Annotated in this window: 28 protein-coding genes, 3 tRNA genes and 1 pseudogene; 15 read left to right on the top strand and 17 right to left on the bottom strand. The window is 61.4% G+C overall.

The genetic code is table 11. From position 1 onward, the window contains the following. Nucleotides 1-13: 13 nt before the first annotated feature. Genes EKH55_RS06640 through pcsA form a run of 5 tightly spaced genes read right to left on the bottom strand, consistent with a single transcriptional unit; the run spans nt 14 to nt 5,348 of the window. Entirely contained in the window at nt 14-934 is a 921-nt protein-coding gene (locus EKH55_RS06640) for an ABC transporter permease (protein WP_069457106.1), read from the bottom strand. Beyond that, a complete protein-coding gene (locus EKH55_RS06635) occupies nt 934-2,028 on the bottom strand; it encodes an ABC transporter permease (RefSeq protein WP_069457107.1) in 1,095 nt (364 codons plus the stop codon). The genes EKH55_RS06640 and EKH55_RS06635 overlap by 1 nt, the downstream gene beginning before the upstream one ends. Beyond that, nucleotides 2,018-3,592 carry an ABC transporter ATP-binding protein gene (locus tag EKH55_RS06630; RefSeq protein ID WP_069457108.1) on the bottom strand — a complete coding sequence of 525 codons (1,575 nt, stop codon included), beginning with the start codon at nt 3,590-3,592 and terminating at the stop codon, nt 2,018-2,020. The genes EKH55_RS06635 and EKH55_RS06630 overlap by 11 nt, the downstream gene beginning before the upstream one ends. A 43-nt stretch (nt 3,593-3,635) precedes the next feature. Next, complete coding sequence (locus EKH55_RS06625; protein WP_069457109.1) at nt 3,636-4,613, bottom strand: quinone oxidoreductase family protein; 978 nt, start codon at nt 4,611-4,613, stop codon at nt 3,636-3,638. Nucleotides 4,614-4,622: 9 nt separating this feature from the next. Continuing rightward, the gene (gene pcsA, locus EKH55_RS06620) at nt 4,623-5,348 is read right to left on the bottom strand and encodes a phosphatidylcholine synthase (protein WP_069457110.1); all 726 of its coding nucleotides are present in this window, start codon (nt 5,346-5,348) and stop codon (nt 4,623-4,625) included. A 258-nt stretch (nt 5,349-5,606) separates the two neighbouring features. On the opposite strand from pcsA, the gene EKH55_RS06615 reads away from it, so the two are divergent. Then, nucleotides 5,607-6,818 carry a UbiH/UbiF family hydroxylase gene (locus EKH55_RS06615; RefSeq protein ID WP_069457126.1) on the top strand — a complete coding sequence of 404 codons (1,212 nt, stop codon included), beginning with the start codon at nt 5,607-5,609 and terminating at the stop codon, nt 6,816-6,818. A gap of 57 nt (nt 6,819-6,875) precedes the next feature. Here EKH55_RS06615 and EKH55_RS06610 read toward each other — a convergent pair whose 3' ends face one another. Then, on the bottom strand, nt 6,876-7,622 hold the full coding sequence (locus tag EKH55_RS06610; protein ID WP_069457111.1) for a cytochrome c biogenesis CcdA family protein: 747 nt from the start codon (nt 7,620-7,622) through the stop codon (nt 6,876-6,878). A 276-nt stretch (nt 7,623-7,898) separates the two neighbouring features. Here EKH55_RS06610 and EKH55_RS06605 point away from each other — a divergent pair. From EKH55_RS06605 to EKH55_RS06590, 3 genes are all read left to right on the top strand, one after another. Continuing rightward, nucleotides 7,899-7,974: transfer RNA gene (locus EKH55_RS06605), tRNA-Lys, on the top strand. Between the two features lie 897 nt (nt 7,975-8,871). Further along, nucleotides 8,872-9,276 carry a DUF1236 domain-containing protein gene (locus EKH55_RS06595; RefSeq protein WP_069457113.1) on the top strand — a complete coding sequence of 135 codons (405 nt, stop codon included), beginning with the start codon at nt 8,872-8,874 and terminating at the stop codon, nt 9,274-9,276. Between the two features lie 203 nt (nt 9,277-9,479). Beyond that, a complete protein-coding gene (locus EKH55_RS06590) occupies nt 9,480-9,785 on the top strand; it encodes a hypothetical protein (protein ID WP_069457114.1) in 306 nt (101 codons plus the stop codon). Between the two features lie 9 nt (nt 9,786-9,794). Here the strand turns inward: EKH55_RS06590 and EKH55_RS06585 are convergent, their stop codons facing one another. After that, nucleotides 9,795-10,790, bottom strand: a complete 996-nt coding sequence (locus tag EKH55_RS06585) for a GlxA family transcriptional regulator (protein ID WP_069457115.1) — start codon at nt 10,788-10,790, stop codon at nt 9,795-9,797. A gap of 269 nt (nt 10,791-11,059) precedes the next feature. On the opposite strand from EKH55_RS06585, the gene EKH55_RS06580 reads away from it, so the two are divergent. From EKH55_RS06580 to EKH55_RS06570, 3 genes are all read left to right on the top strand, one after another. Continuing rightward, nucleotides 11,060-11,707, top strand: a complete 648-nt coding sequence (locus EKH55_RS06580) for an outer membrane protein (protein WP_069457116.1) — start codon at nt 11,060-11,062, stop codon at nt 11,705-11,707. A 304-nt stretch (nt 11,708-12,011) separates the two neighbouring features. Continuing rightward, nucleotides 12,012-12,275 carry a hypothetical protein gene (locus tag EKH55_RS06575; protein ID WP_069457117.1) on the top strand — a complete coding sequence of 88 codons (264 nt, stop codon included), beginning with the start codon at nt 12,012-12,014 and terminating at the stop codon, nt 12,273-12,275. 116 nt (nt 12,276-12,391) lie between these two features. Next, a complete protein-coding gene (locus EKH55_RS06570; RefSeq protein ID WP_069457118.1) occupies nt 12,392-12,574 on the top strand; it encodes a hypothetical protein in 183 nt (60 codons plus the stop codon). A gap of 39 nt (nt 12,575-12,613) precedes the next feature. On the opposite strand, the gene EKH55_RS06565 is transcribed toward EKH55_RS06570, so the two are convergent. Beyond that, on the bottom strand, nt 12,614-12,847 hold the full coding sequence (locus tag EKH55_RS06565; RefSeq protein WP_069457119.1) for a hypothetical protein: 234 nt from the start codon (nt 12,845-12,847) through the stop codon (nt 12,614-12,616). Nucleotides 12,848-13,107: 260 nt separating this feature from the next. On the opposite strand from EKH55_RS06565, the gene EKH55_RS06560 reads away from it, so the two are divergent. The 3 genes from EKH55_RS06560 (at nt 13,108) to EKH55_RS06550 (ending at nt 14,894) form a co-directional block, all read left to right on the top strand. Then, a complete protein-coding gene (locus EKH55_RS06560; RefSeq protein ID WP_131820461.1) occupies nt 13,108-13,794 on the top strand; it encodes a hypothetical protein in 687 nt (228 codons plus the stop codon). A 146-nt stretch (nt 13,795-13,940) separates the two neighbouring features. Continuing rightward, on the top strand, nt 13,941-14,252 hold the full coding sequence (locus EKH55_RS06555; protein WP_069457121.1) for a PepSY domain-containing protein: 312 nt from the start codon (nt 13,941-13,943) through the stop codon (nt 14,250-14,252). A gap of 36 nt (nt 14,253-14,288) precedes the next feature. Further along, nucleotides 14,289-14,894, top strand: a complete 606-nt coding sequence (locus EKH55_RS06550; protein WP_151611191.1) for a general stress protein — start codon at nt 14,289-14,291, stop codon at nt 14,892-14,894. Between the two features lie 508 nt (nt 14,895-15,402). Here the strand turns inward: EKH55_RS06550 and EKH55_RS06545 are convergent. The 4 genes from EKH55_RS06545 to EKH55_RS06530 all read right to left on the bottom strand — a co-directional run bounded on the left by EKH55_RS06545 (nt 15,403) and on the right by EKH55_RS06530 (nt 17,158). Beyond that, nucleotides 15,403-15,479, bottom strand: a tRNA-Arg gene (locus tag EKH55_RS06545). 34 nt (nt 15,480-15,513) lie between these two features. Continuing rightward, nucleotides 15,514-15,819: an ETC complex I subunit gene (locus EKH55_RS06540; protein WP_069457749.1), complete on the bottom strand. Its 306-nt coding sequence runs from the start codon at nt 15,817-15,819 to the stop codon at nt 15,514-15,516. Nucleotides 15,820-16,075: 256 nt separating this feature from the next. Then, nucleotides 16,076-16,489, bottom strand: coding sequence for a VOC family protein (locus EKH55_RS06535; protein ID WP_069457750.1), 414 nt, complete (start codon nt 16,487-16,489; stop codon nt 16,076-16,078). 39 nt (nt 16,490-16,528) lie between these two features. Further along, entirely contained in the window at nt 16,529-17,158 is a 630-nt protein-coding gene (locus EKH55_RS06530; RefSeq protein WP_069457751.1) for a TetR/AcrR family transcriptional regulator, read from the bottom strand. 123 nt (nt 17,159-17,281) lie between these two features. Here EKH55_RS06530 and EKH55_RS06525 point away from each other — a divergent pair, with 123 nt between their 5' ends. Next, nucleotides 17,282-17,506: a hypothetical protein gene (locus EKH55_RS06525; protein ID WP_069457752.1), complete on the top strand. Its 225-nt coding sequence runs from the start codon at nt 17,282-17,284 to the stop codon at nt 17,504-17,506. 25 nt (nt 17,507-17,531) lie between these two features. Here the strand turns inward: EKH55_RS06525 and EKH55_RS06520 are convergent, their stop codons facing one another. Next, on the bottom strand, nt 17,532-19,568 hold the full coding sequence (locus EKH55_RS06520) for an NADH:flavin oxidoreductase (RefSeq protein ID WP_151611190.1): 2,037 nt from the start codon (nt 19,566-19,568) through the stop codon (nt 17,532-17,534). 249 nt (nt 19,569-19,817) lie between these two features. Here EKH55_RS06520 and EKH55_RS06515 point away from each other — a divergent pair, with 249 nt between their 5' ends. Both EKH55_RS06515 and EKH55_RS06510 read left to right on the top strand, forming a co-directional pair. Beyond that, complete coding sequence (locus tag EKH55_RS06515; RefSeq protein WP_151611189.1) at nt 19,818-20,612, top strand: pyrroline-5-carboxylate reductase family protein; 795 nt, start codon at nt 19,818-19,820, stop codon at nt 20,610-20,612. Nucleotides 20,613-20,682: 70 nt separating this feature from the next. Continuing rightward, entirely contained in the window at nt 20,683-21,684 is a 1,002-nt protein-coding gene (locus EKH55_RS06510; RefSeq protein WP_151611188.1) for an ABC transporter substrate-binding protein, read from the top strand. 203 nt (nt 21,685-21,887) lie between these two features. On the opposite strand, the gene EKH55_RS06505 is transcribed toward EKH55_RS06510, so the two are convergent. Next, a complete protein-coding gene (locus EKH55_RS06505; RefSeq protein ID WP_151611187.1) occupies nt 21,888-22,763 on the bottom strand; it encodes a LysR family transcriptional regulator in 876 nt (291 codons plus the stop codon). 306 nt (nt 22,764-23,069) lie between these two features. Here EKH55_RS06505 and EKH55_RS06495 point away from each other — a divergent pair. Continuing rightward, nucleotides 23,070-23,228: pseudogene (locus EKH55_RS06495) on the top strand (2Fe-2S iron-sulfur cluster-binding protein); the annotation flags it as partial. A gap of 25 nt (nt 23,229-23,253) precedes the next feature. Beyond that, nucleotides 23,254-24,801, top strand: a complete 1,548-nt coding sequence (locus EKH55_RS06490; protein WP_427915837.1) for a trimethylamine methyltransferase family protein — start codon at nt 23,254-23,256, stop codon at nt 24,799-24,801. Nucleotides 24,802-24,950: 149 nt separating this feature from the next. Here EKH55_RS06490 and EKH55_RS06485 read toward each other — a convergent pair. From EKH55_RS06485 to EKH55_RS06475, 3 genes are all read right to left on the bottom strand, one after another. After that, nucleotides 24,951-25,027 (bottom strand) — tRNA-Pro (locus EKH55_RS06485). A 147-nt stretch (nt 25,028-25,174) separates the two neighbouring features. Next, a complete protein-coding gene (locus tag EKH55_RS06480; RefSeq protein WP_151611185.1) occupies nt 25,175-25,666 on the bottom strand; it encodes a DUF192 domain-containing protein in 492 nt (163 codons plus the stop codon). Next, a complete protein-coding gene (locus tag EKH55_RS06475) occupies nt 25,666-26,244 on the bottom strand; it encodes a cold-shock protein (protein ID WP_069457759.1) in 579 nt (192 codons plus the stop codon). Before EKH55_RS06475 ends, EKH55_RS06480 begins: the two co-directional genes overlap by 1 nt. Nucleotides 26,245-26,298 lie beyond the last annotated feature (54 nt).

Below are 26,298 nucleotides of genomic sequence, written 5' to 3'. Positions count from 1 at the left end.
TGGTTCTTGTTGTTCACCGATCCGGCACGAACGGCTTGCCGAGCGATGCCGGCGTATTGATCAAGGTCATCCGCCGGTTGTGCGATATCAGTATGAGTACGACAATTGTCGCCACATAGGGAAGCGAAGAAAGGAACTGCGACGGGATGCCGATGCCGAAGGCTTGCGCGTGAAGCTGGCTGATCGAGACGGCCCCGAAGAGATAGCCGCCCGCGACCACACGCCACGGCCGCCAGGACGAAAACACCACGAGCGCCAGCGCGATCCAGCCGCGGCCGGCCGACATGTTCTCCACCCATTGCGGCGTGTAGACCAGCGAGAGCTGTGCACCCGCGAGGCCGGCACAGGCGCCGCCGAAGAGAACCGCCAGATAGCGGGTGCGGATAACGTCGACACCCAGCGCATGCGCCGAGGCATGGCTGTCGCCGACCGCCCTGAGCTTCAGCCCGGCGCGGCTTGAAAACAGGAACCAATGGACGCCGGCAACGATCGCGATCGAAAGATAGAAGATCGCATCCTGCCGGAAGAGGAGCGGACCGACGACGGGGATTTCCGACAGGAGCGGAATGGCAATCGGCTGCAGCTTGATTCCCTGCATGCCGAGAAAGCTCTCGCCGATCATGCCGGACGCGCCGAGGCCAAGCAGCGTCAGCGCCAGACCGGTCGCCACCTGGTTGGCAACAAGCGTCAGTGTAAGGACGCCGAAGAGGAGCGAAAACAAGGCACCCGCGGCAATGCCGGCAAGAACCCCGAGATAGGGCGAGCCGGTGATCTGGGTGGCCGCGAAGGCGCAGACCGCCCCCATGATCATCATGCCTTCGACACCGAGATTGAGCACGCCGGACCGCTCTGCGACGAGTTCGCCGGCGGCCGCAAGCACCAGCGGCGTTGCCGCGGTGATGACGCTCAGGAGAATTGCTTCGACGATGCCCATCAGTGCGCCTCATCCAACTTGGCTGCCGAAAATCTCTCCCATACCAGCCGGATGCGATAATGGATGAGCGTATCGCAGGAGAGTACGAAGAACAGCAGCAGGCCCTGGAAGACGCGCGTCACCTTGTCCGACACGCCGAGCGACAGCTGTGCCGCCTCGCCGCCGAGATAGGTGAGCGCCAGCACGAGGCCGGCGGCGATGATGCCGAGTGGATTGAGGCGCCCCAGAAAGGCGACGATAATCGCGGTGAAGCCGTAGCCGGGCGAAATCACCGGCCGCAACTGCTGGATGGCGCCGCTCACTTCCGCAATGCCCGCGAGCCCGGCAAGCGCGCCGGAAAACAGCATCGAGAACCAGATCATCTTACGCGACGAAAAGCCGGCGAAGCGCCCGGCCCGCGCAGACTGGCCAAGGACGGTGATCTCAAAGCCACGGAGCGTGTAACGCATCATGAACCAGACGAGCAGCGCCGCGATGATGGCGAAGGCGAAACCCCAATGCGCACGTCCGGAGGCAAGCATTTCCGGCAGGATCGCCTCGGCGGCGAACCTGCGGGTTTCGGGAAAGTTCATTCCCTCCGGATTGCGCCAGGGGCCGCGCACCAGCCAATCGAGAAAGAGCTGGGCGACATAGACCAGCATCAGACTCGTCAGGATCTCGTTGGTGTTCATATGCGCCTTCAGGAAGGCGGGTATCGCGGCAAAGAGCGCGCCGCCGATGATGCCCATGAGAAGCATCAGCGGCAGCATCAAAGCCGAGTGCCACCCATGGAAGACCACCGGGAGGATCGAGCCGGCGATCGCGCCGATGATGAACTGGCCCTCGGCGCCGATATTCCAGTTGTTGGACCGGAAGCAGACGGAGAGGCCGACGCCGATCAGGATCAGCGGCGCGGCCTTGATCGCCAACTCATGCAGCGACCACACCTCGATCAAGGGCTCGACGAAGTAACTGTAGAGCGCGGTCACCGGGTCCTTGCCGAGAAGCGCGAACATGATGCCGCCGAGGACGATGGTCAGCGCGAAGGCGAGGAATGGCGACAGGATTGAATAGAGCGTCGAGGCCTTGGCGCGCTTTTCGAGTTCAATGCGCATGTGCCGCTCCCGCACTTTCCGTGGGGCCATGAATGCCGCCCATCAGCAGGCCGATCTTCTCGCGCGAAAGTTCGCGGGCCGGATAGGCGTTGGAAAGGCGCCCCTCGCTGATCACCGCGATCTCTGTCGCTACTTCAAATATTTCGTCGAGGTCCTGGCTGATCACCAGGACGGCGGATCCCGCCTTTGCGAGATCGACCAGCGCCTGCCGGATGCGGCTGGCGGCGCCCGCATCGACGCCCCAGGTGGGCTGGTTGACGACGAGCACGGCGGGCTGCCGGTCGAGCTCGCGCCCGACGATGAATTTCTGCAGATTGCCGCCCGAAAGCGAGCCGGCCGGCGGATCCTCGCCGCTCTTGCGAACGTCCATCGCCTCGGAGATGCGCTTGGTCGCCGCCTTGACCGCGCCTTGGCGGATGATCTTCAGGAAGCCACCACCGAGAAATGCGCGCCGGTCGGACTGATTGCGTGCGAGAACAAGGTTGTCGGAGAGCGAAAGCGCCGAGACCGCTGCATGCCCGTGTCGCTCCTCCGGCACGAAGCCGGCCCCCATCAGCCGCCGTGCATTGATGTTCTTCGTTCCGACCGGCTTTTGCCGAATCTGGACGGCATCGCTATTGGGCACCGGATATTCGCCCGAAAGCGCATCGAAAAGCTCGCTCTGGCCGTTGCCGGCGACGCCTGCGATCGCCAGCACTTCCCCCGCCCGCACCTTGAGGCAGACATTCTTCAGCGAAACCGCGAAGGGCGTGCGCGCGGGCACCGAAAGATGGCGCGCCTCCAGTTGCACATCGCCCTTGGTGCTGGTCCCTTCCGGGGTGACGGCCGCGACGTCACTGCCGACCATCATGCGCGCAAGCGAGGCGGGCGTTTCCGCGCGCGGATCGCAGGCGCCGGTCACCTTGCCGTGCCGCAAGACCGTGGCACGGTCGCAGAGGCGCTGCACCTCCTCGAGGCGGTGGCTGATATAGAGCACGGAGCGGCCTTCGGATTTCAGCTTGTGCAGCGTCTCGAACAGGCGATCGGCCTCCTGCGGCGTCAAGACCGAGGTCGGCTCGTCGAGGATGATCAATTGCGGATTCTGCAGAAGCGCCCGCACGATCTCGATGCGCTGCCTCTCGCCGACGGAAAGGTCGGCCACATGCGCCTTCGGATCGAGCGGCAGGCCGTAGGCATGCGAGAGCCGCGACGCCTCCTCCGCAACCCGCGCCAACGAAACATTCCTGTCCATGGACAGCGCGATGTTCTCGGCAACCGTCAGCGCCTCGAACAGGGAAAAGTGCTGGAACACCATGCCGATGCCGAGCTTTCGCGCGTCGCCCGGGCTCGCAATGCGGACGGCCTCGCCCTTCCACCGGATCTCGCCAGCCGTCGGCGCCAACACGCCGAACAGCATCTTCACCAGCGTCGACTTCCCCGCCCCGTTCTCTCCGAGGAGGGCATGGATTTCTCCGGGCTCTATGTGCAGATCGATCGCGCTGCAGGCGGCGAACGAACCAAAGAATTTCGTCAGGTTGCGCACGGCCAGCAACGGACCGCTCGCATTTGATCCCTTTAGAGGCACGCTGCCCTCTTTCCCCTCATATCCCTGCCCGTTTCAGCAACGCTCAGGGAATCAGCAATGTCGTTCCGCTCGTTCTTCTTGATTCGAGGTCCGTATGCGCCCGGCCGGCCTCGGCGAGCGGATAGGTCTGATTGATATTGATACGCACTTTGTTGCCTTGCACAACATCAAACAGGGAATTTGCACATGCCTCCAGCGCGGGCCTCGTCGCGATATAACCGAAGAGGGTCGGCCGGGTGGCGAAGAGCGATCCCTTCTGCGCCAGGATGCCGATATTGAACGCGTCCACCGGGCCGGAGGAATTGCCGAAGCTGACCCACAGGCCGCGCGGCCTGATGCAGTCGAGCGAGCCTGGAAAGGTGTCGCGGCCGACCGAGTCGTAAACGACGTCGACGCCCCGGCCGGCCGTCAATTCCTTGACGCGGTCGACGAAGTTCTCGGTGTTGTAGTTGATGACGTGGTCGTAGCCATGGGCGAGCGCCAGTTCGATCTTCTCCTGCGATCCCGCCGTGCCGATCACGGTTGCACCGAGCGCCTTCGCCCACTGCCCGGCAATGAGGCCGACGCCGCCGGCGGCCGCATGAAAGAGCAGGGTCGTCTCCGGGCCCACCTGGAATGTCTGGTTCAGGAGATACTGCGCGGTCATGCCCTTTAGCATCATTGCCGCGGCCGTCTCGAGACTGATGCCGTCCGGAACCTTGACGAGTTGCGAGGACTCCACATTGCGTTCGCTTGCATAGGCGCCGTCCGCGGAGGCATAGGCCACCCGGTCACCGACCGAAAACAAGCTGACGCCGTCACCGACGGCCGTGACGATCCCCGCGCCCTCCTTGCCCGGAATGAAGGGCAGGCCCTTGGCCGACTTGTAGAGCCCGGTGCGGAAATAGACATCGATGAAATTCAGGCCGATGGCCACCTGGCGGATCTGCACCTCTCCCGGTCCGGGCGGCGCCAGCGTCACGCCTTCCATCTTCAGAACTTCCGGTCCGCCGAGCTCGCGGACAACGATCGCCTGTGCCATGACCAACTCCTAAACACGCCCGAGATTGGGGAACAGCTGCAGAATGAAACCAATGACGTAGAGATAGATCCCGGTCGCCACCACGCCAAGCGCCACCCAGGGCGGCGTATCGAAATGCAGCAGCAACGCATACATGCCGAGCACCGACCAGACGAGGAAGACGCCGAGATTGAGCGATCTCAGCCTTTGCACCCGCACCGGATGCAGGAAATTCACCGGCAGGAAGGTCAGCACCACAGAGAGAAAAACAACAACGGACGCCGTGACTTCACTCGCCTGGATAACAAACAGGGTGAAGACGACCATATTCCACACGACCGGAAAACCGGAGAAGAAATATTCGTCTGTTTTCATACCCATGTCGGCATAGTAGATGGCGCTCGAAACCACGATTGCGCCGGCCGCGACAAAGGACCAGGGCTCGCCGATCATGCCGCTTTGGTAGAGCGCGAAGGCCGGCAGCAGGACGTAAGTCACGTAGTCGATGACATTGTCGAGCGTGTCGCCCGACCAGTTGGGCAGCACTTCCTTCACCTGCACCTTGCGCGCAATCGGCCCGTCGATCCCGTCGACGAGCAGGGCGAGGCCCAGCCACCAGAACATATCGACAAAGCGATGCTCGGCCGCCGCCACAACACCGAGAAAGGCCAGGAACGAGCCGGACGCCGTCAGGATATGCACGGAAAAGGCGCGGATTTCGGCATAGGGCACGCGTCTATAGTTGAAGAATTTCATCTTTGAATGTCGCCCATCCCTCATTTCGACCGGTGCCGAGATCACCGCTGCCCGACAGCCGGTAATATGCACCGTTTGTGGGGCACCGCCAGCAAAATTAGCCTGCGTCAAGCCCGGAACGGAATTGTCCTGTGGACATGCGCCGAACGCGACCTGCCCGGATTGAACCCATTTATTTCAACAGGCTAACGGAGTAGAACAAACCCGGTAATGGAGAATTGGGGCGGCCAAACGCTCGGACAAGAGGTCTCGTCGGCCATGGATCACTACGACATCGTCATCATCGGCGCCGGACTTGCCGGCTCGCTGTCCGCGGTCGCGCTAGCCCGCCACGGCCATCGCGTCGCACTGGTCGGTCCACGTCCGGCGATTGCGGACGGGCGCACCACGGCCCTGATGGACCAATCGATCGAATATCTGAAAGAGCTCGAACTCTGGGACGAGGTCGCGCCGCTGACGGCACCGCTGGTCGCGATCCACATCATCGACGATACGAGGCGGTTGCTGCGGGCGCCGCCCGTCAATTTCCGCGCAGCGGAAGTCGGCCTCGAGGCGTTCGGCTACAACATCCCCAATGCGCCCTTCCTCGAGATCCTCGAAAGATGCGAAGCGAGCCTGCCCACGCTGGATCGCATCGCCGTGGCGGCGACGGTCTTCGATTTGGGCGATGTCGAAGCGCGCGTCGGCCTCGGGGACGGCCGCATGCTGACCGCGGACCTGATCGTCGGCGCCGATGGCCGGCGCTCGGCGGTCCGGCAAGCGGCGGATATCGACACGCTCACATGGTCCTATCCGCAGGCGGCGGTCGTTTTGAATTTCGCGCACGAACTGCCGCACCAGGACGTGTCGACGGAATTCCATACGCCAAGCGGACCATTCACGCAGGTGCCGCTGCCCGGCAACCGCTCGAGCCTCGTCTGGGTCCAGAAACCGCGCGATGCCGAAGAAACCGTGAAACTGCCGTTGGAGGTCCTGTCGCACACTATCGAGGAGCGGCTGCACTCGATCCTTGGGCAGGTGACCGCCGAAGGTAAGCCGCAGTCCTTCCCGCTGTCCGGCATGATCGCCCGACGCTTCGGCAAGGGCCGCCTGATGCTCGTCGGGGAGGCTGCGCACGCCTTCCCACCGATCGGGGCGCAGGGATTGAACCTCAGCCTTCGCGACGTGATGACGGCCGTCGAACTCGTGGGCCCGGCGACCGAAGGCCGCCTGCCGGCCGATGCCGGCGACCGATTTGACCGAGAGCGCCGTATGGACATCCTCAGCAGGACGGCGAGCGTCGACCTCTTGAACCGGTCGCTGCTTTCGAGCTTCCTGCCCGTCCAGGCGATGCGGGCCGTCGGGCTCCAGCTTCTTTCCTCCGCCGGACCGCTGCGGGGCCTCCTGATGCGCGAAGGCATTCATCCCGGCAGCGCCCTGCGATCGCTCAAGGAGGGCTTGCGGGAGACGTTCACCAGAAGGAGCGCCTGATCGGCCTTCTCGCTCTAGAGCGCATCCTCGTTTCACTCCGGTCGGATCATGCTCTAATCAGCCGATCTGCGAGAGAACCGGAAAAGCCTGCTGGAACCAGATCGCCACGGTGCTGACGAAGCCGAAAAGGAAGGCGAGCCCGGCCGCAACCAGCAACATGCCCATCAGCTTCTCGACCAGCCCGAGATGGCGCCGGAAGCGCGAAAGAAAGCGCATGAACGCCCCCGAGAAGCCCGCAGCCACCCAGAACGGAACCGCAAGGCCGAGCGAGTAGATCGCAAGCAGCAGGGCACCATCGCCGACGGTGTCGCGCGCCGCGGCGACGCCGAGGATCGTGCCGAGCACCGGGCCGATGCAGGGTGTCCAGCCAAAGGCAAAGGCGAGCCCCATGACATAGGCGCCCGACATCGTCGCCGGCTTACCGCCGCCGTGAAAACGCGCTTCCCGGGCAAGCAGGCCGATGCGGAAGACACCCAGGAAATGCAGGCCCATGACGATGATGATGATACCGCCGACGCGCGACAGCACGTCCATATGTTGCCGCAGCAACAGGCCGATCGACGAAGCCCCCGCCCCGAGCGCAACGAAAACGGTCGCAAAGCCGAGCGTGAAAAAAAGCGCCGCGAACATCACGGCCCTGCGTGTGTTCCCGATCGCCGCGGCATCGCCGCCACGGAACTGATCGACGGAAACGCCCGCCATATAGCAGAGATAGGGAGGAACGAGCGGCAGGACGCAAGGCGAGAGAAAGGACAGTGCGCCCGCGAGAATCGCAGTCCAGATGGATATATCGGCAATCGACAAGGTTCAGATACTCCGGCACTCGGGCTCGCCACTCTCTTATCGTCATATATAGCGCGAAACCAATCACCTTTTGGCGACCAAATTGCCGCACGCCGAGGTCCCCGCTGCCCCGTTTGCGCTCCCCGCGCCGACCGGCACTCATGGGCTCGCAATCGCCCATTTTTCTCAGAAATGCATGCCCGAAATCCTGCTTTCCCGTCATTTTTGGGTTGACCGGCACGAAAGGCGCGTGCATATGTCCGCCCACCTCCGCCGAGCGTTACGCTCGGGCGACGGGAGCGCGTAGCTCAGCCGGTAGAGCAACTGACTTTTAATCAGTAGGTCCAGGGTTCGAATCCCTGCGCGCTCACCATGCAACTCTTTGTCCAGCCCGAAGACATAGGTAACAGAACGTACCTAAGACATGGGTGACAACCTCGCGCCGAACGGGTTGTCGATGGTTTGCAAAGTCCTCTGCTCCAGGTCGATATATCCCAAATCATAATGCATGAAGCTGACGAGCCAAATTCCATCGGATTCCCCAGGGGAAAGCCTCTGCCGACTTACCCTCATTCGAGCCTTTGCGCGGCAAAAACTCGCCATTTTGGGCAATATTGACTTCCAACCGCATCCTGCCGGGGGGACGACGGAGCGACGACGCTGTCGCAGGTGAACCGTGTTATGGCAACGCTCGAGGAACTGTCGCAAAAGGTTGCTCAGGTAGTGGAAAGGCGCTGCATCGCTCCGGGCGGGGGCCGCCCTAAGAGCCACTGCGAAGCTTGAACCGCCGCCCCGCGGAGGTCTGCCTGCCACAATCAGCCCCGCTTCAGGCGCCCCCTTGGAACCTACCCGCGGCGCCGCCCGTTCCTGTGCCAGGAAAGGAGGCAACATGAACCAGATCATTTATCTCGTGGGCCTGATCGTGATCGTGATCGCTATCTTGTCGTTCTTCGGGCTTAGCTGAGCTCGGCTGCGGTCGCGAGCGTTTCGAAATTACAAGGGTCTTCGCAAGGCGGCGCAAGTGCGGTGCCGCCGCGAGAAGAGTGCGCCAAGTGGAGTGGGCGCCGCGCGCGAGGGCGCAACATGGCCAGCCGCCCGATGGCAGCAGTAAAATATTGCAAACCCCCGCGCACAGTGTCGCATTCACAAGTTTTTCAATCGTTAACGAACTGTTACCGTAGAGATCTCTCGTAATTCACGAAAACAAAATCAAGGAACAAATGAAATCCCCCAGAGTTTTACTGGCGTCCATAGCAAGGGAGTACGACAGATGAAAGCCAAGATCTTTGTAGCTTCTGTGATCGCGGCCGGTGTCTTTGCCGCGCCCGCACTTGCAGGGGATAACGACGCTGCCGTGACGGGCGCCGCAGGCGGAGCCGCCACCGGCGCAATCATCGGCGGCCCGGTCGGGGCAGCCATCGGCGGCGCAGTTGGTCTGGCCGCCGGCGCGGTTCTTTCTCCGCCGCCGAAACCGGTCGTTGCCTATGTCGAGCAGCAGCCGATCCCGGCCGAGACGATCCGGATCGAGCAGCCGATCGTGGTCGGCAAACCGCTACCGCGGACGGTTATGTTGACGCCGGTTCCTGAAAACCCCGCTTACGCCTATGCGGTGGTCAATCAGCAGCGCGTGATCGTTGACCCGAAGACCTACACGGTCGTCCAGGTCATTCAGTAACAACCACTACGCGTGAGAACACGGGCCCTTCGCAGTTTGCGAGGGGCTCTTTCCGCCTTGGGTGTGGCCTATACACATCGGCGTTCGATAAAATGCCATCGATCGCAAATCCCTCTTCCTTCCGAGCGATATCCATCCTCTATTTTGGGAACCAGCGAAACCGCCCATCCGTTTCCTGATGATCGCCCCGGAGGAGTCCCACAATGTTCGCCGCCCTGCTGATCGCCACGCTCGTGGCGCCTTCGGATATCGTTCCGACAACGGCAACGATGGAGGAACTGCAGGCGGATTTCGAAACTGCGGTTGCCTGCCGTCAGATCGACGGCCGCAAGGTGTGGAAGGGGGAACTGGCCTATTACATTCAGTCCTACGTCTACGAGGGCGCGGCGGTGGCATCGGAGGACGCTGCGGACGCGGTGCTGCCCGAGGACAATACCGAGGAAACCGTCAGGGAGTTCGAGGAAGCCTGCGCCATTGCCGGTTCCGCCGGGTCGCACGCGCAAAAGTGACTGCGACTCTCACGCCGCGGACAGACTTGCCGCGCGGTTCGCAGTTCGCATCCTGAGCGGGCTCTCGCCATATTCGCGCCGGTAGGCCCGCGAGAATGCGGAAAGACTATCGAACCCGCAACGCAGCGCGATGTCGCGCATTGGAATACCGGAATCCCGCACCAAGCGGTGGGCGACCTGCAATCTCAGCCGCAGATAATAGGCGCCGGGGCTGGTTGAAAGGCCTCGCGCGAAAACCTGTTCGAGCTTTCGCCGAGAAATGGCGAGCCGACGCGCCAGCGCCGCAACCGTCATCGGCCGCTCAAGCGTGCGTTCCATCAGGCGGATGGCGCCTGCCAGTTCGGGGTCGCGTTCCTCGATCCGCCCGAGAGAGACCAAAGGCTGGACGTCGGTCGGGCTGTGCATCTGGTCGTAGACGAAGATGCTGGCGACATCGAGCGCCAGCGCCGGTCCCAGCCGCTCGGTGATCAGGCGCAGCATCATGTCGAAGGTGGGCGACGCGCCGCCCGAGGTCCAGTATTTGCCGTCGGTGACGAAGCGGTCGCCGATCACCGTCAGTGCCGGAAAGGCCTGGCCGAAATCCTCGAGTTCCTCCCAGTGCGCCGTCGCCTTGCGGCCGTTGAGCAGGCCGGACCGGCCGAGCAGCCAGCAGCCGGATTCGATGCCGGCGACCACCTCGAAATGGCGGGCGCAGTCCTGCAATGTCACAAGAAATCGCTTTCCGGCGTGCCGTTCGAGATTGAATCCGGCAATGACCAGGAGAACGTCACCCGCGAGCGGCAGCGAGAACCGGCCGTCGACGGCAATCGGAATGCCGCAGGTGAGCATGACCGCCTGACCGTCGCCGGATAGGAGCCGCCAGTTGAAGACCTGGCGGCCGGCCACGCGATTGGCGGCACGCATCGGATCCAGGACGGAAGCAAGCGACATAATCGAGGATTCGGGCAGAATGACCACCGCGACCTCGATTGGAGACCCTCTTTCCGCATTTCCCGCCATGCGCATAACGTCAAATTCCCTGCGTCAAATGTCAACTTTAAACGCGCTCTTCGGGCATTATTGGCGGGCAATCGATCTCCTCGGCGGGCCGTCTTGACCCGCCGAGAGACGTTCCCCTCTCCGCACATCTGCCGGGACGGGCCGGCCCATCCCATTAGCCGGCCCGATTTTTTTATTACTGCAAAGACAAGTGATTCGCCCCGATGGCGATTTTTGGCAGACTCGCCGTTCTACAGTTGTTATTCTGCGGGGCCGGACGACAGGAGACATCTGTGATGATCAGAAATGTGCTTGTTGCCATCTTCGGCGCCTCTGTTGCTGCGGGCACATCGCATGCGGCGGATATCATGGCAGCGCCAGAGCCTGCTCCGGTTATCGAGGCCGTGCCCACTTTCGTCTGGACGGGTGGCTATGTGGGCCTTCAGGGCGGCGGCGGATGGCTTGACGGTGATCTCAGCGTTCCCGGTGACAGCGCGTCGGAAGATTTCAATGGCGGCATTTTCGGTGCCTTTGCCGGCTACAACCACCAGATGGGCGATTGGGTCGTCGGCGTCGAGGGAGACGTCAGCTACAATTGGAACGACGAGAGCCTTACCGTTTTCGGCACGAGCGCCGAGGCCGGCAGCGATGTGGCCGGCTCGGTGCGCGGGCGGGTCGGCTATACCGTCAACGACAGGGCTCTGCTCTATGCGACCGGCGGCTGGGCCGTGACGCGCGGCTTCGTCGATGTTGATGGAGCGCCAAAGGAGAAGGAGACCTTCAACGGCTGGACGATCGGCGGCGGCATTGATTACGCCTTTACCGACAGCATGTTCGGTCGCGCCGAGTATCGCTACAACGACTATGGCGCCAAGGATATCGGCGGCGTCGACGTAGACCTCGACCAGCACCAGTTCACGGTCGGCGTCGGTGTGAAGTTCTGATCGCGACCGGCGCTTGCGTTCCCGGCCAATGCCCGCGCCCTTCCCTGCAAACGATCGCCGTCCTACGGCGCCGAGCAATGTCGGCGCGCCGAGGTTGCTGAGCGCTTTCGACTGCGCCATGTTCTAATCCTTGGATCGACCTAGCGCATCGGCCCGAAAATCGTACCCGTTTTTCGGAAAGCTCGATGCGCAGATTCAAAGAGTTACAGCGACCTTTGCGCGTCTGAAAAGACGCGCGGCGCTGTAAGCGCCGGGCGTGCTTCGGGATGCCGGAAGTCTGGCTTGAGCGGAAAGGGGATGGAGGATGGGCAAGTTTCTCGAATTCCTGGGCGGTGCCGTCACGATCGGCACGTTCCTGCTCGTGGCAACGACGCTGGTCCCCTCGCCCGACATCGGCAACCTCATCCCGATCCTCCCCTGGGCCTTTCCGGCAATTGCCGGCGGCCTGCTGCTAGTCGCCTTCGGCGCGATGCTCGACCACCTGGCGGCAATTCGAATCGCAGCCGAGCAACAGGCGGAGATTTTTCGGCAATTGCTCGAGCGCCGGTCACCGCCCAGGAAAGAATGAGAGGACAGGTTCCCTTAGCGCACCCGCATCTCCCGAGGCACTGCCTGTTTTCTTGACCGCAATCGGTGAAACATGCAGGTGCCCTTTCTCGTTCTGCCTTTCAAAGGAGAACGACGATGGCGACGAAAAACACCAATGCCGAGCCCGAGCAGGCGAACCCACAAGACGTCCACCCACCGGACGGCCGAAGGAAGGATGCGGACAAGAAGTCGACCGCGCCTCCGGTCGTGCAGCCTCCTCACGCCAAGGACAGCAGCGAAAAACCCGAGGTCAATCCCGTCACTGGAACGCCAAAGTGAAATGAGGGGGCGGGCAAGGCTTGGGCGCTAAACGTGCATTCAGATCGCTGGCACCCACTTCCAGAAAACGCCTTCCTTGCGTTCCGGGTAGTGTTTGAATTCGCACTCGAACTGCCGCCCGTAGGAACCGGCTTCGGCCAGGGCCACTTTCGATGGCGGGTCCATTCCAGTTCCCGGTGCGAACCAATCCTCACGGAGATCATCGGGCACGTAGGTGCCTGTCCTTAAAGGCAGAGTCATCAAGACGAAGGCTAGTTCTCTCGGCGGTGGCATACGGAAATCCTCCCGACGGCGGATCTAACGAGGCTGCGGCTGCAAAGTTCCGGCGCTTGCCAAATCGATGATAAGCAGATGTAAGCCGCCTGACCCGCCGATCGTCAGATGCCCTGGTTCCCGGACCGTCAGTCGGCCCCTTGTACTTGTTCCGGCAACGGAGAACAGATGCAAAAGTGATGGGCTTGTGATAGTTTGTGGCGTTTTTTTACATTTGATCGCCAAAGCCTATGAGCGCCCGGTTCGCAAAGATATCCCCCGTGGGGATATTCATTTCAACTTGTGTCGTTTCAGCCTTGCTTCTCAGCGCGAGCATTGCCCAGGACCTAATTCTATACACTGGAACCAAAGCAACGTCCGCCGACAAGATATGGCTGCTCGATGTGGACTCCGAGACCAGCGCGTTCACTTGGCTGTCGGTGGTGGCGACTTTTTCCGCGGCTTGGCTGCTCCTCCGGGCAGGCAGCGAGGCGGCGACGCGGGGTAGCGCGTTGACGTGGCACTGGTATTTCCTTGCGGCCCTTTTTCTGCTGGTGTCATTTGACGAATTCGCGGGCATTCACGAAAAGATTTCTGCCGCTCTGGCCTCGCGGATCGACAACACCGGGATGTTATATTTCGCCTGGGCCGCGCCGTTCGGCGTCATCAGCCTGGTTGGCCTCGCCGCCTTCATTCCTTTCATCCGATCGTTTCCGCCCGGACTTGCCGTCCTCCTGCTGCTTTCCGCCGCAAGCTACCTCGGCGGCGCGGTCGGGTTCGAGATGATCGGCGGGAGTGTTGCGGAGGTTCAAGGCATAAATTCACTCCGCTACCGGATACTGGCGAATGCGGAGGAGGGCCTCGAAATCACGGGGGTGCTGATCTTCATCTATGTGCTGCTCGTGCACCTGCGACCGACATACGCTGCACTGCAGAAAGATTTGCCGCCTTCGAGTTCCGGCGCATGACCTGGTGATGACCACACGGGGCCAAGCGCAGAGTCTGATGTCAAGCGATACGACAACACCATGAACGGCATTGATCAGGCTGGAACCAAACTGCGGCTCGCGTGTTCTTTTGACGCGTAAAAAATCCCGTTCAAAGAGGTAATCACGTGAAAAACCTGATCATTATTGCGGCAGCGCTTGGCGCTGTGGCAACGACGGCGCTCGCGCAAACCGCACCATCGCCGGACGGCAACACGCCCGCCATCGCGACACCGGACACCCAGAACCCGGCGGCCCCGGTGGAAGGAGCAAACAGCTTTACCGAAGCTCAAGCGAAGGCCCGGATCGAAGAAGCCGGGTACACCGATGTCGCAGGGTTGAAGCTCGATGAAAAAGGCGTGTGGCAGGCGACCGCCATGAAAGATGGCAAGTCGGTTTCGGTCGCTCTCGATTACCAGGGCAACGTCACGGCTCAGTAGCCGGCAAGGACGCCCCAACTTAAAAGGAGCATTAGCATGCGAACTGTAACAGGGCTATTTGACGACTTCGACGATGCCCGCGCTGCCGTGGCCGACCTGGAAACGGCGGGCATATCTTCAGACGACATTAGCATCGTTGCCAGCAACACGGGCGACCGCTATTCGACCGACAGTTCGGACGCCGCCGAAGGCGCCGGAGCCGGAGCTGGTCTCGGAGCCGTCGGAGGTGGAGTGGTCGGTCTCCTTACCGGGCTTGGTGTGATGGCGATTCCCGGCCTCGGGCCCGTCGTGGCCGCCGGATGGCTCGCCTCTACAGCTGTTGGAGCGGCGGCTGGGGCCATGGCCGGTGGTGCGGCCGGAGGCTTGATAGGCGCGCTGACGGATTCCGGAGTGGAGGAGGAGGAGGCCCACGTCTATGCCGAGGGCGTGCGCCGCGGCGGCGCCTTAGTGACAGCGAGGGTAGACGACAGCCTTGTGCCGAGAGCAGAGGAAATTCTGAAGCAACGGAACCGCGTTGATCTCGGCGCGCGTAGGAGCATCTACGCGCAAGAGGGATGGACACGGTTCAATGAAAACGCCGACCCGTACACGCTGGATCAAATTCAACGCGAGCGCGAACGCTATCGCAGTATGATGCCATAGCCACGGGGAGCGACATCGCAGGAACCAAAGCGTTCATCGCTCTACTGCAGGTCTCCTTTCGACCTCCATGTAGGGTGGCGGCGAGCTCTTGCGCCGCTACCTGGCCGTGACGAACTCTCCAGCGGGCCGTGGTTGATTGAAGACCCGTCAACGTCGTCGCTGCCTGTCATCATTGCAACTGGACCCGACGACGCCGGCCACGATGAACCGCCGCTCATGACATGCCCGGCGGTGCGATGAAATGGAAGTACGCCCAAACCGCAACCAAAGCCGCTATCGCCACAAGCCAGGTAAGCGCCCTGCGCCGCGCTGGACTGACCGCTCTCGGTTGCGGCTTTGATGTCCGTCGTTCAAATTTGATAATCTTGTCGTCGCTCATGTGGTGCCTCTACTCACCGGTGGTCCTAATGGCACACTGTTGCTGGCCCGTTCATTGACGAAATCGTATCGCGAAAGGGAGCACAGCGAACCGATTGCGGCCGGTGGAAAATGCCGGTCAATGGGTAGATGGCGACCCCTGCAGGACTCGAACCTGCGACAACCTGCTTAGAAGGCAGGTGCTCTATCCAGCTGAGCTAAGGGGCCGTCGGGCAAGCGCCCGCCGGATTGGCCGCAGGCCTCAATGGGTCCAGGGCTGCATCCGGTTGAAACGGAAGTTGTCCGAATAGGACACATTCTTGCGCGTCGAGTCCTTCGGCGCGATCACGCGGTATTCGATGCCGTTGCGCTCGGCATAGGCGATGGCCTGCTCAGCGGTTTCGAAGGTCAGGCGCAATTGCTGCCGGGTATCGCGGGAGCTCGTATAGCCCATGATAGGATCGATCGTGCGCGGAACTTCCTGATCGAACTCCAGCACCCACAGATTCGTCTTGGCCTTGCCGGACTGCATGGCTGTCTTTGCGGGACGATAGATCTTCGCGGACATGTTTTCGAACGGCTCCCGTTTTTCCACCCCGACGCCTCCGCACCCGCCCCGATGCGTGCAGTCGCTTGAATGACTTGGATACGGCATGGTGTCCTTTCGGGACCAACATCCACCCCGCGACAACCACGCCCCCCCGAGGCGGCTTTCGCCTCGGTCTGCGTCACTCCCTTAGCGCAGAATGAATTAAAACGAAATGACTTCCGATAGGGAAATGCAGCTTTTTCGAGCCGGTGCCATCCACCCCCGTCACCGCGAGTCACTGTGCAAAGACCGACTCAAAATCCTTGAAGCCCTTCACCTCGATAGGATTGCCGCTCGGATCGAAGAAGAACATCGTCCTCTGTTCGCCGGGAAGTCCCTCGAAGCGGATGACCGGGGGAATGTCGAACCTAACGCCGGCGGCCTCGAGACGCCCGGCCAGCGCCATCCAGTCGTTGAGCGGCAGCACGACGCCGAGATGCGGCATCATGACCAGATGATCGCCGACCTTACCGCTGCGTGTAACCTCAAAGGGCTTGCCGAGATGAAGGGAAATCTGGTGGCCGAAAAAGTCGAAATCGACCCAACTATCCGTGCTGCGCCCCTCCTTGCAGCCGAGGACCCCGCCATAGAATCGGCGGGCGGCCTCAAGATCGGTCACGTGATAGGCGAGATGAAACAGCGAGCGCATCAAGACATTCCTTTCCTGCGACTGGCGGGAGCCTATATTTTATGCCTGCACGTATCCATGCCTGGCAAAAAAGCGATCCAGCTCGCGCTGCTGCGGCGCCTCGCCCGTGAAAATCTCGACGTAGTCGGGAATGCGCCGCATGCGTACAGCCACCTCCTCCCTGGTCTGCATGGAGATGTAGCCGATCTGGACCAGATAGATTGTCCGGGCGCGCACATCAGCGGAACTCTCTTTGTAGCCGAACCTGACGAACATGCGGCTTAATGCAGCGATGCGGGCCTGATCCGCCTTTTGAACTTCGGCGAGGATATCGGAAGACTGCAGTGCCCAGCTGCGCACCGCGAACTCGAACTGGGAGTCGAACAGGGACTTGTCGAGCCAGCAATCGAATACATTGAGCATCGCCTCGACGACAGACTCGGCATAAGCCTCCGATTGCTTGATCAAGCTTCCGGTGTTCTTGTCCCGCCATCTTGCGACGAGGGCCGCCAGCAATTCTTCCCGGTCCTTGAAGAACCAATAGAAACTGGTCCGCGACAAGTTCAACTTCTTGGCGAGCGGGAGAATTTTCACCGAATCCACGCCGGACTCGAGCAGTGCCTCGTAGGCTGCCTCGAGCCATCCCTCCGGGGATCCACGCCAGCCGCTGTCATTTGAAACTTGCTCCATGAACAATCTCCTAACAACGTATAAGCGGAAAGACAAGATCAATGTACATACATGTCACCTCGGTCGACTTCCATGTAGTCTTGCTTGACACCGATGTACACATTCATTCGCACAAGTCCTTAAATGCCGCCGATGTCGAACGATCCTCTTCTGCAGCCCCACCAGCTCAAGCCTTTGAGCCTGGGCAATCGCATTATCGCGACGGCTCGTGAGCTGACCTACCCGGAGGACGGCACGCCGAAGGCGAGATTGCGGAACCTGTGCGAACTGGTCGAACGCCGCGAAAGCGGCATTGACGAACGCTCGAAGGGCTTCACTTGGACGTGTCATGGAGCGTCCTTGTCGTGATTCGGCAGGCTTATATATCAGCCGGTCAAATATCCTTGAGGAGACGAAGCGCGTCGTAGATCGCGGCATGCGTGTTGCGCGCTGCAACTGCATCGCCGATGCGGAAGAGCTGGAATTTACCCGCCGGATTGCGGACGACAGTTTGCGGCTCGCCGGCGATCAGTTGGTCATGCGATATCTCTCCGAGGTTGTTCGAGACCGGCTTCAGGTCGAAATAGAGTTCATCGAGCGGGATGGTCCCATGATTGACGACGATCTGGTCGACCATTCGTTGCTTGGAAATCCCTCCGTAATCGCTGCCAACATGGGCAATGATCTCGTTACCGCTCTGCTCGGCCGCTTTCAGCCGGTAGGTGACGGTGAAGGTCACGTCGAGTTTCTGAAGCGCGCGCATGTAAGGAACGAGGTTCATCGCCATGACCTCCGGCGCGAAGGAGCGGTCGGGGGTCATGATTTCGACCTTGGCTCCCGCCTTCGCGAGAAATTCGGCGGCCTGGAGCCCGGCGTGATCTCCGGCGTCGTCAAAGATGAGCACGTTTGCGCCGGGCTTCACATCGCCTGAAATAATGTCCCAGGCGGAAACGACCAGCTCATTGCCCTTCGAGAGCACTTCCGTGTGAGGGTATCCGCCGGTCGCGATGACGACGACATCCGGATTTTCCGACTGAACGGTTTCCGCTTCCGCCCAGGTGTTGAAATGGAAGCTGACGCCCAGCTTCTCACACTGGCTCATGCGCCAGTCTATGATGCTGATCATCTCTCTGCGGCGTTCACTCTGCGCCGTAAGACGGATCTGCCCGCCCGGATCGTTCGCCGCCTCGAACACCACGACGTCATGGCCGCGCTCGCCTGCGACGCGCGCAGCCTCGAGACCGGCCGGGCCGGCGCCGACGATCACGACCTTCTTGCGGCGGTCGGCCTTTGCGATCGTGTGCGGCATCGTGAGCTCGCGCCCGGTCGCCGCGTTGTGGATGCAGTAGGCCGCCCCGCCTTGATAGATGCGGTCGAGACAGTAGTTCGCACCGACGCAGGGGCGAATGTCGTCCTCACGCTTCTCGATGATCTTCCGGACGATGTGCGGGTCCGTCATATGCGCGCGGGTCATCCCCACCATATCGACCTTGCCGGACGCGATCGCGTGGCGCGCCGTCGCCACATCCGGTATCTTGGCTGCGTGGAAGGTCGGGAAGTTCGTGGCGGAGCGAATTTCGCCGGCGAAATCGAGATGCGGCGAATTTGCCATGCCCTGGATCGGGATCACGTCGGTGAGACCGGCATCGGTGTCGATATGCCCGCGAATGACGTTCAGGTAGTCGATAAGCCCGCTCTCCTTGAGACGCTTCGAAATCTCGAAACCGTCTTCTTTGCCCGTTCCACCGGGAAGACATTCATCGGCCGTGTATCGCACGCCCAAGATGAAGTCGTCTCCAACGCGCGTTCGGATCGCCTTCAGGACGTCGAAACAAAAGCGCATGCGGTTGTCGAGCGAGCCGCCATAGGGACCGTCGAGCTCGTTCGTCAGCGGCGACGCGAACTGATCGATGAGGTGACCGTAGGCTTCGAGCTCAACACCATCCATGCCGCCAGCCTTCATGCGCTCGGCCGCATCGGCGAAGTCCTCGATGATCCTCTCGATGTCCCAGTCTTCGATTTTCTTGGGGAAGGCGCGGTGCGAAGCTTCGCGGTGATGCGAGGGGGCGACAACCGGCAGCCACTCCCCCTTGTCCCACCGCGTGCGCCGGCCGAGATGGGTGAGCTGAATCATGATCGCCGCGCCCTCTGCGTGCACGGCGTCGGTCATCTCCCTGATCCAAGGCACGATCTCGTCCTTGTAGGCGAGCAGGTTGTTGAACACCGGCGGGCTGTCCTTCGAGACGGCCGCCGATCCGGCGGTCATGGTCATCGCGACGCCCCCCTTCGCACGCTCCACGGTGTAGGCGCGATACCGCTCCTTCGGCATGCCGTCTTCCGGATAGGCCGGCTCGTGCGCGGTCACGATGATGCGGTTGCGCAGCGTGAGGTGCTTTAGCTGATAGGGCTGAAGGAGGGGATCATGCGACATCTGCCGGGCTCCGATTTAGAAACTTGCAAACGCTACGCATAAATGTACATATATGTCAATTAGGAAAGCAGTGACGTCCGGTGCACAGACATATATGTACATTTTTCTTGCGCAGCCCTTCCCGTTTTGTTAAGAGACGATCCTTGAGCAGACCTTGAACGACACGGGCTGGCACGGTTCGCAGGAGGGAGAGCAGAAGCGCTTTTTTTTCACAGCACTATTACCAGCTCGAGTACGAGGACGCGGACGATGAGCAGCTCATTGAGGATAGGAATCATCGGCGCAAGCGGCTGGCTTGGTGGAGCAATTGCCGCTTCGATCCTCGATGCCGGCCTGGTGCAGCCGCATGATCTTTGCGTTTCTTTCCGCACGGAGCGACCGGACCGCCTCAAAGGTTCGTTCTGGACCACTGAGAATCAGCGCCTCGCCGATCGCTCGGACGTTATCATCCCCTCTGTCCGACCTGGCGATTGGCCGCCACTCGCCGTCGATGCCAATGGCAAGCTTGTGATATCTGTCATGGCCGGTGTTCGTTTGAGCCAGTTGGCCGAACATCACAATACGGACCGGGTCGTCCGCAGCTTGCCTAACGCGGCTGCTGAGGTTGGCAAGTCGTACACGCCGTGGGTGGCAACGGCAGCTGTCTCCGACCGCGATCGGTTCATCGTCCGCAGCATCTTCGAAGCCTGTGGCACGGCAGATGAAGTCGCCGGCGAAGGCGAAATCGACTATTTGACCGGTCTTTCAGGGTCCGGACCGGCTTTCCCCGCGCTCCTGGCAACGGCGATGATAAAGGATGCCGTCGCCTACGGCATCTCTCCCACTGTTGCGGAGCGCGCAGCAATTTCCGTTCTGATTGGAACCGGACGCCTGTTCGAACGGCGGGACGAGTGTTCCGCGCGCGTGGTCGAAACATTTCTCGACTATCGCGGCACCACTGCGGCGGCGATCGAGGCAATGCGCTCCGCCGGCTTCGACGCCGCGGTCGGCGCCGGGCTTGCCGCCGCTCTCAAGAAATCGGTGAGTATGGGAGAGCGCTCCTGACCTCCGTCGGAGCGGGCAAACGCGGCACCCCGCTCCTTGAAAAAGCGCCGCCAACAAAAGGGAACGTCTGATGAAGAACCTGCTTGCGTCCACATGCCTGGTGTTCGGGCTCTTCGGGGGAGCATCGCTGTCGAATGCCGCAGAGTGCGGGAGCGTCACCATCGCCAGCATGAACTGGCAGAGTGCAGAGGTCCTCTCGAATCTGGATAAGTTCATCCTCAATGAGGGTTACGGCTGCAGTGCCGAAATCACCATCGGCGACACCGTACCGACGATCACCTCCATGGCGGAAAAGGGCCAACCGGACATCGCACCTGAAGCCTGGATCGACCTGCTCCCGGACGTCGTGAAAAAGGGGACGGAAGAAGGCCGGATCGTTCAGGTCGGATCTCCACTGCCCGATGGCGGCGTACAGGGATGGTGGATCCCGAAATATCTCGCCGACGCGCATCCGGAGATCAAGACAATTCCGGACATGCTGAAGCATCCGGAACTCTTCCCGGATCCGGAAGATTCCGCACGGGGCGCCATCTTCAATGGCCCGCAGGGTTGGGGCGGTACCGTGGTGACCTCGCAGCTATACAGGGCGTTCGACGCCGAGAAGGCGGGCTTCGCGCTGGTCGACACGGGCTCTGCCGCCGGCCTCGACGGCTCCATCGCCAAGGCTTACGAGCGCAAGCAAGGATGGGTGGGCTACTACTGGGCGCCGACGGCGCTGCTCGGCAAATATCCGATGGTCAAACTCGATGCCGGCGTGCCCTACGATGCTGCCGAATGGAAGCGCTGCAACACCGTGGCCGATTGCCCCGATCCGAAGCCCAACGCCTGGCCGATAGACACGGTCGTGACCCTCGTCGCCAGGTCGTTCTCCGAGGAGGTCGGCCCCGAGGTTATGGAGTATCTGGAGAAGCGGTCCTGGAGCAATGACACGGTGAACCAACTGATGGCCTGGATGACGGACAACCAGGCGACCGGCGAAGAAGGTGCGAAGCACTTCCTCGAGGAGAATGAAGACATCTGGACCAAGTGGGTTTCTCCGGAGGTCGCTGAGAAGGTCAGAGCAGCGCTTTAGGCGACTTGATCCGTGGGGCGCGCCGAGGCGCGTCACTCGTCGAGTACCTTGTCGTGCAGGGGACGCGAGGCACCCACTCGCCAACAACTCCGTCCAGACGCAGACGCCTCTGGCCGGCTGGTCCAAATGAATGCGTTGTGTTTGAGCCGTTGCGGCCAATTCACTTCGATATAGTCAGATTAGTATCCGAGACTCGGTTCAGACTAGGCGCTGGTGACCAGCCAGTCCGCGAACAGGCGGGCCTTCGAGGTCGCCTTGGGATGGATCTTCAGATGGAAGGGCACGGGCGAGCGAACGCTGTCGGCGACCAGTCGGACAAGTCGCCCGTCCTGCATCAGACTTCCAACCAGCCCATCCCACCCCAGCACCGCACCGACATCGTCCTGAGCCGCTTGAAGGGCGATCATATAGTTGTTGACGTAGAAATTGCGCCCCTTCGGGAGGGGGCGCCCGAGCGCCAGAAACCAGTCTGCCCAGGTGGTCCAGCCGGCTTCCTCGTTGCTCATATGAATCAGCGGCGCCTTGAGCAAATCCTCGACGCCACGGATGCCATGCTCGGCGGCGAAGGCTGGCGTGCCGAGGGCGACGATGCGATCCTGAAAAAGCGTGCGGTACTCGATGCCATTCTCCTGCGGATCGCCGTAATGGACGCTGAGATCGCAGCGACCGGTTCCGGGGATGTCGCTGACGATCTGCGAGACGGTGATGGCGGGGTGGATTTTCCAGAAGGCTGATATCTTCGGTGTGAGCCACAGCGCACTGACCGCCGTGGTCGTCCGGATCGTCACGTCAACCTTCTCCTGGCGATCGCGGATCTGCGTGACCGCCTCTGAAATCGTCTCCAATCCGCGCTGTATCGCCAAAAACAAAAAGGCGCCTTTCTCCGTGAGCTCGACACCACGGCTGCGCCGCAGAAACAGGCTGCATTCGAGGTCCGTCTCGAGCGCCTTGATCTGGTGACTTACGGCCGCCGGTGTCACATTCATTTCCTGAGCGGCCTTCTTGAAGCTCGCATTGCGCGCGGCCGCCTCGAAGCAGATGAGCGCTGTCATCGAGGAGAGATCATAGGGCCTGGGCATAGGAAACCTTCTCGAAGGCACGTTATCGGAGCAACGAGCGGGGCGTCCGCAAGAGGTTAGTCAAACTAAACCATCGTGAAAAAAAGTGCTATTGTCAAAAGGGCTTGCTGCCCAGAAGACTTCATCTCAGTTGAAAGCTGCCGAGTAATGGACTCTTCCTATGACAGTGCCCTCACCTTCCGCACATGACCTGCTTGGGCGCCGCGTTCCGGGCTACGCACTCGAGCAACCGCTTTACACATCGCCGGCGATATACCAGCTCGACCTCGAGAATATCTTCCATAAGGAATGGCTCTACGCGATCCCGGCCTGTCAGCTTGCCAATGCGGCAGCTGCAAGATCCGCAAGACCGAGGGCGATATTCACATGGTGCACAATGGCCGGATCACCGACGAAGATATCGACGAGGGGTATATCCTCGCCTGCTGCTCAAAGCCCTTGGGCCGAGTAACCGTAGAGGCATAGCCGCAAAAGTGACGGGAGATTGGCAATGGCATCAGCAACGGCAGCATCGGGGGAAGCCCCCCGGAAAACACGAGGCGTCAGAGCACAGCGACGGGAAGCGGGCACCAATCTCGGCGTCCCTTACATCGTCCGCAACATACCGACCTACGATATTCTCGGCGAAGAAAGTCTCGTGCGGATCGAGAAGACCGCCGATCGTATCCTCGCCGAGGTCGGCATCGAGTTTCGCGACGATGCCGTAGCACTTGACCACTGGAGGCGAGCCGGTGCCAAGATCGACGGTGTCCGCGTCACCTTCGAACCGGGCATGCTGAAGGAGATCGTATCGTCGGCACCGCGGCAGTTCACCCAGCACGCGCGCAATCCCGCTCGCAGCGTCGAGATCGGCGGCAACAATGTCGTCTTCGCCCCCGCCTATGGTTCTCCCTTCGTCATGGATCTCGACAAGGGCCGACGCTACGGCACGATCGAGGATTTCCGCAACCTGGTCAAACTCGCCCAGTCGAGCCCCTGGTTGCACCATTCCGGCGGGACGATCTGCGAACCGGTCGACGTGCCCGTCAACAAGCGCCACCTCGACATGGTCTACAGCCACATCAAGTATTCGGACCGCGCCTTCATGGGCTCGATCACGGCGGAGGAGCGGGCCGAGGATTCGATCGAGATGGCCCGCATCCTCTTCGGCCGCGACTTCGTCGACCGCAATTGCGTGATCCTCGGCAATGTCAACGTCAATTCGCCGCTCGTCTGGGACGGGACGATGACGAATTCGCTGCGCGCCTATGCGCGCGCCAACCAGGCGGCGGTCGTCGTGCCCTTCATTCTCGGCGGTGCGATGGGCCCCGTCACCAACGCCGGCGCCATTGCCCAATCCTATGCCGAGACGTTGGCCGGCTGCGCGCTGACCCAGCTCGAGCGCAAGGGCGCGCCCGTCATCTTCGGCAATTTCCTGTCGTCGATGTCGCTCCGCTCCGGCTCGCCGACCTTCGGCACCCCGGAACCGGCGATCGGCAGCATGGTCGTCGGCCAGCTCGCGCGCCGGCTGGGCCTGCCGTTGCGCTGCGCCGGCAACTTCTCCAACTCCAAGCGCCCGGATGCGCAGGCGATGCAGGAGGGCGTCATGTCGATGCTGTCGGCAGTCCATTGCGGCGCCAATTTCATCCTGCATTCGGCCGGGTTCGTCGATGGGCTGCTAGCGATGTCCTACGAGAAATTCGTCATGGACACCGAGTTCTGCGGTGCGCTGCATTCCTACCTCGCCGGCGTCGTCGTCGACGACAATACGCTTGCGATGGATGCCTTCCTGCAAGTCGGACCCGGCAGCCATTTCCTCGGTTGCGACCACACGATGCGCAACTATCAAACCGCTTTCTGGGACAGCAAGCTTTCCGACAACGAACCGTTCGAGAAATGGGTCGAGCAGGGCGAGACGGACATGGCTGAGCGCGCCAACCGGTACTGGAAGAAGTCGCTTGCCGAATATGAGGCGCCGCCTCTGGATGTGGCGATCGACGAGGCGCTCACCGATTTCGTTGCCCGCCGCAAGGCAGGCATGCCGGATGCCTGGTACTGACCGGTTGTTACAATCGGGCGCGGGCGAAAGTATGGCGCGGTTTCAAAAGAGTGCAGCGCACTTAGATGTCTGAAAAGACGCGCGGCGCTGTGTCTGCGCGCGCAATGAGGCTCTGCGACCTGACGCTCTAATGATTTTCGGTATTTAGATGGTCGGAGTGGAGAGATTCGAACTCCCGACCCTCTGGTCCCAAACCAGATGCGCTACCAGACTGCGCTACACTCCGTACCATTGCGGCGGAGATACACGCTTCGTCTGGCGCCTGCAACATGAAATTTACCCGGGACGGGCGGGCGGTGCCGTGCGGCTTGGCAGACGAGCGGAATCCCGACTCGTCGCTACCCTATCGGCGGTATCTGCCTGCAGACCACGATTACTGTGCGCCGCCTGCAGGCACGATCCCGGCGCCTGAAAGCCGGTCACCCGGCTTGATCCCGAGTCGTCTCACCGTGCCGGCGTTGAGCTCAAGCACGAACACCACCGGCTCTCGCGAATCGATGATGGATTCCGAAAGGGGTACCGCGTTCTCGTGGATATGCCGCACCGTGCCGTCGGCGGCGGCGAACAGCATGTCCAGCGGCAGGTAAGTATTCTTCATCCACATCATCACGCGCCGCGTCTCGCCGAAATCGAACAGCATGCCGCGATCCGGCGCCATCTGGCGACGGTACATCAAGCCCTGCGCGCGCTGGTCCGGATCGACGGCCAGTTCGACCGTGAAGCTGTGTGTCCGGCCCTGGCCGGTCACCAGTTTCAGTTGCCGCCTCTCAAAGGAGACATCCGCGGCAGCCGAGATTGCGAGCCACGAAAACAAAAAAAGCGCCGCCAAGGCGCTTCTTGCAAGCGTCTTGAGCAGTGACGGCATCAATGCGACCGATTGTTGGGCGTCGGGCCATCCGGGTGGATCTCCGCGGCCATCAGCCCCTTTTCGCCGTCGCCGAAGCGGCAGAGCACCACCTGGCCCGGACGCAGCTCCGTAAGGCCGAAGCGCCGCAAGGTCTCCATGTGCACGAATATGTCCTCGGTCCCCTCGCCACGCGTCAGGAAGCCGAAACCCTTCGTGCGATTAAACCACTTGACGAGGACCCGCTCCAACCCGCTCGTCGGCGTTACCTGCACGTGCGTGCGTACCGGCGGCAGTTGCGACGGGTGAACCGCGGTCGATTGATCCATGGAAAGAACGCGGAAGGCCTGGTACCCGCGGTCCCGTTTCTGGACAAGAGCGACGACTCGCGCGCCTTCGAGGACCGTCTGGTAACCGTCGCGCCTGAGGCAGGTCACATGCAACAGCACATCCTGCATGCCGTTGTCGGGGACGATGAAGCCGAAACCCTTCGCAACGTCGAACCACTTGATCACGCCGGTAATCTCGATCAGATCAAGAGCGTCGCTGGCATAGTCATCATTCTCGACGACGCCTTTTGAAGATGTCCTGTCCGCCATTCTCCCAGCCCCTCGTTACGCGCGACTCTGCAATACGGTTAACTGATTCTTATG

The organism is Sinorhizobium alkalisoli, from assembly GCF_008932245.1.
GTDB lineage: Bacteria > Pseudomonadota > Alphaproteobacteria > Rhizobiales > Rhizobiaceae > Sinorhizobium > Sinorhizobium alkalisoli.
Note: the sequence above shows the minus strand (reverse complement) of the source record. Positions and strands in the feature narration are given on the sequence as shown.

Bases quoted from the DNA above. Each gene is read 5' to 3' on its own strand.
- EKH55_RS06640 (WP_069457106.1), bottom strand. From the start codon at position 934: ATGGGCATCGTCGAAGCAATTCTCCTGAGCGTCATCACCGCGGCAACG.
- EKH55_RS06635 (WP_069457107.1), bottom strand. From the start codon at position 2,028: ATGCGCATTGAACTCGAAAAGCGCGCCAAGGCCTCGACGCTCTATTCA.
- EKH55_RS06625 (WP_069457109.1), bottom strand. From the start codon at position 4,613: ATGGCACAGGCGATCGTTGTCCGCGAGCTCGGCGGACCGGAAGTTCTG.
- pcsA (WP_069457110.1), bottom strand. From the start codon at position 5,348: ATGAAATTCTTCAACTATAGACGCGTGCCCTATGCCGAAATCCGCGCC.
- EKH55_RS06615 (WP_069457126.1), top strand. From the start codon at position 5,607: ATGGATCACTACGACATCGTCATCATCGGCGCCGGACTTGCCGGCTCG.
- EKH55_RS06595 (WP_069457113.1), top strand. From the start codon at position 8,872: ATGAAAGCCAAGATCTTTGTAGCTTCTGTGATCGCGGCCGGTGTCTTT.
- EKH55_RS06590 (WP_069457114.1), top strand. From the start codon at position 9,480: ATGTTCGCCGCCCTGCTGATCGCCACGCTCGTGGCGCCTTCGGATATC.
- EKH55_RS06585 (WP_069457115.1), bottom strand. From the start codon at position 10,790: ATGCGCATGGCGGGAAATGCGGAAAGAGGGTCTCCAATCGAGGTCGCG.
- EKH55_RS06580 (WP_069457116.1), top strand. From the start codon at position 11,060: ATGATCAGAAATGTGCTTGTTGCCATCTTCGGCGCCTCTGTTGCTGCG.
- EKH55_RS06575 (WP_069457117.1), top strand. From the start codon at position 12,012: ATGGGCAAGTTTCTCGAATTCCTGGGCGGTGCCGTCACGATCGGCACG.
- EKH55_RS06570 (WP_069457118.1), top strand. From the start codon at position 12,392: ATGGCGACGAAAAACACCAATGCCGAGCCCGAGCAGGCGAACCCACAA.
- EKH55_RS06565 (WP_069457119.1), bottom strand. From the start codon at position 12,847: ATGCCACCGCCGAGAGAACTAGCCTTCGTCTTGATGACTCTGCCTTTA.
- EKH55_RS06550 (WP_151611191.1), top strand. From the start codon at position 14,289: ATGCGAACTGTAACAGGGCTATTTGACGACTTCGACGATGCCCGCGCT.
- EKH55_RS06540 (WP_069457749.1), bottom strand. From the start codon at position 15,819: ATGTCCGCGAAGATCTATCGTCCCGCAAAGACAGCCATGCAGTCCGGC.
- EKH55_RS06535 (WP_069457750.1), bottom strand. From the start codon at position 16,489: ATGCGCTCGCTGTTTCATCTCGCCTATCACGTGACCGATCTTGAGGCC.
- EKH55_RS06530 (WP_069457751.1), bottom strand. From the start codon at position 17,158: ATGGAGCAAGTTTCAAATGACAGCGGCTGGCGTGGATCCCCGGAGGGA.
- EKH55_RS06525 (WP_069457752.1), top strand. From the start codon at position 17,282: ATGCCGCCGATGTCGAACGATCCTCTTCTGCAGCCCCACCAGCTCAAG.
- EKH55_RS06520 (WP_151611190.1), bottom strand. From the start codon at position 19,568: ATGTCGCATGATCCCCTCCTTCAGCCCTATCAGCTAAAGCACCTCACG.
- EKH55_RS06515 (WP_151611189.1), top strand. From the start codon at position 19,818: ATGAGCAGCTCATTGAGGATAGGAATCATCGGCGCAAGCGGCTGGCTT.
- EKH55_RS06510 (WP_151611188.1), top strand. From the start codon at position 20,683: ATGAAGAACCTGCTTGCGTCCACATGCCTGGTGTTCGGGCTCTTCGGG.
- EKH55_RS06505 (WP_151611187.1), bottom strand. From the start codon at position 22,763: ATGCCCAGGCCCTATGATCTCTCCTCGATGACAGCGCTCATCTGCTTC.
- EKH55_RS06490 (WP_427915837.1), top strand. From the start codon at position 23,254: ATGGCATCAGCAACGGCAGCATCGGGGGAAGCCCCCCGGAAAACACGA.
- EKH55_RS06480 (WP_151611185.1), bottom strand. From the start codon at position 25,666: ATGCCGTCACTGCTCAAGACGCTTGCAAGAAGCGCCTTGGCGGCGCTT.
- EKH55_RS06475 (WP_069457759.1), bottom strand. From the start codon at position 26,244: ATGGCGGACAGGACATCTTCAAAAGGCGTCGTCGAGAATGATGACTAT.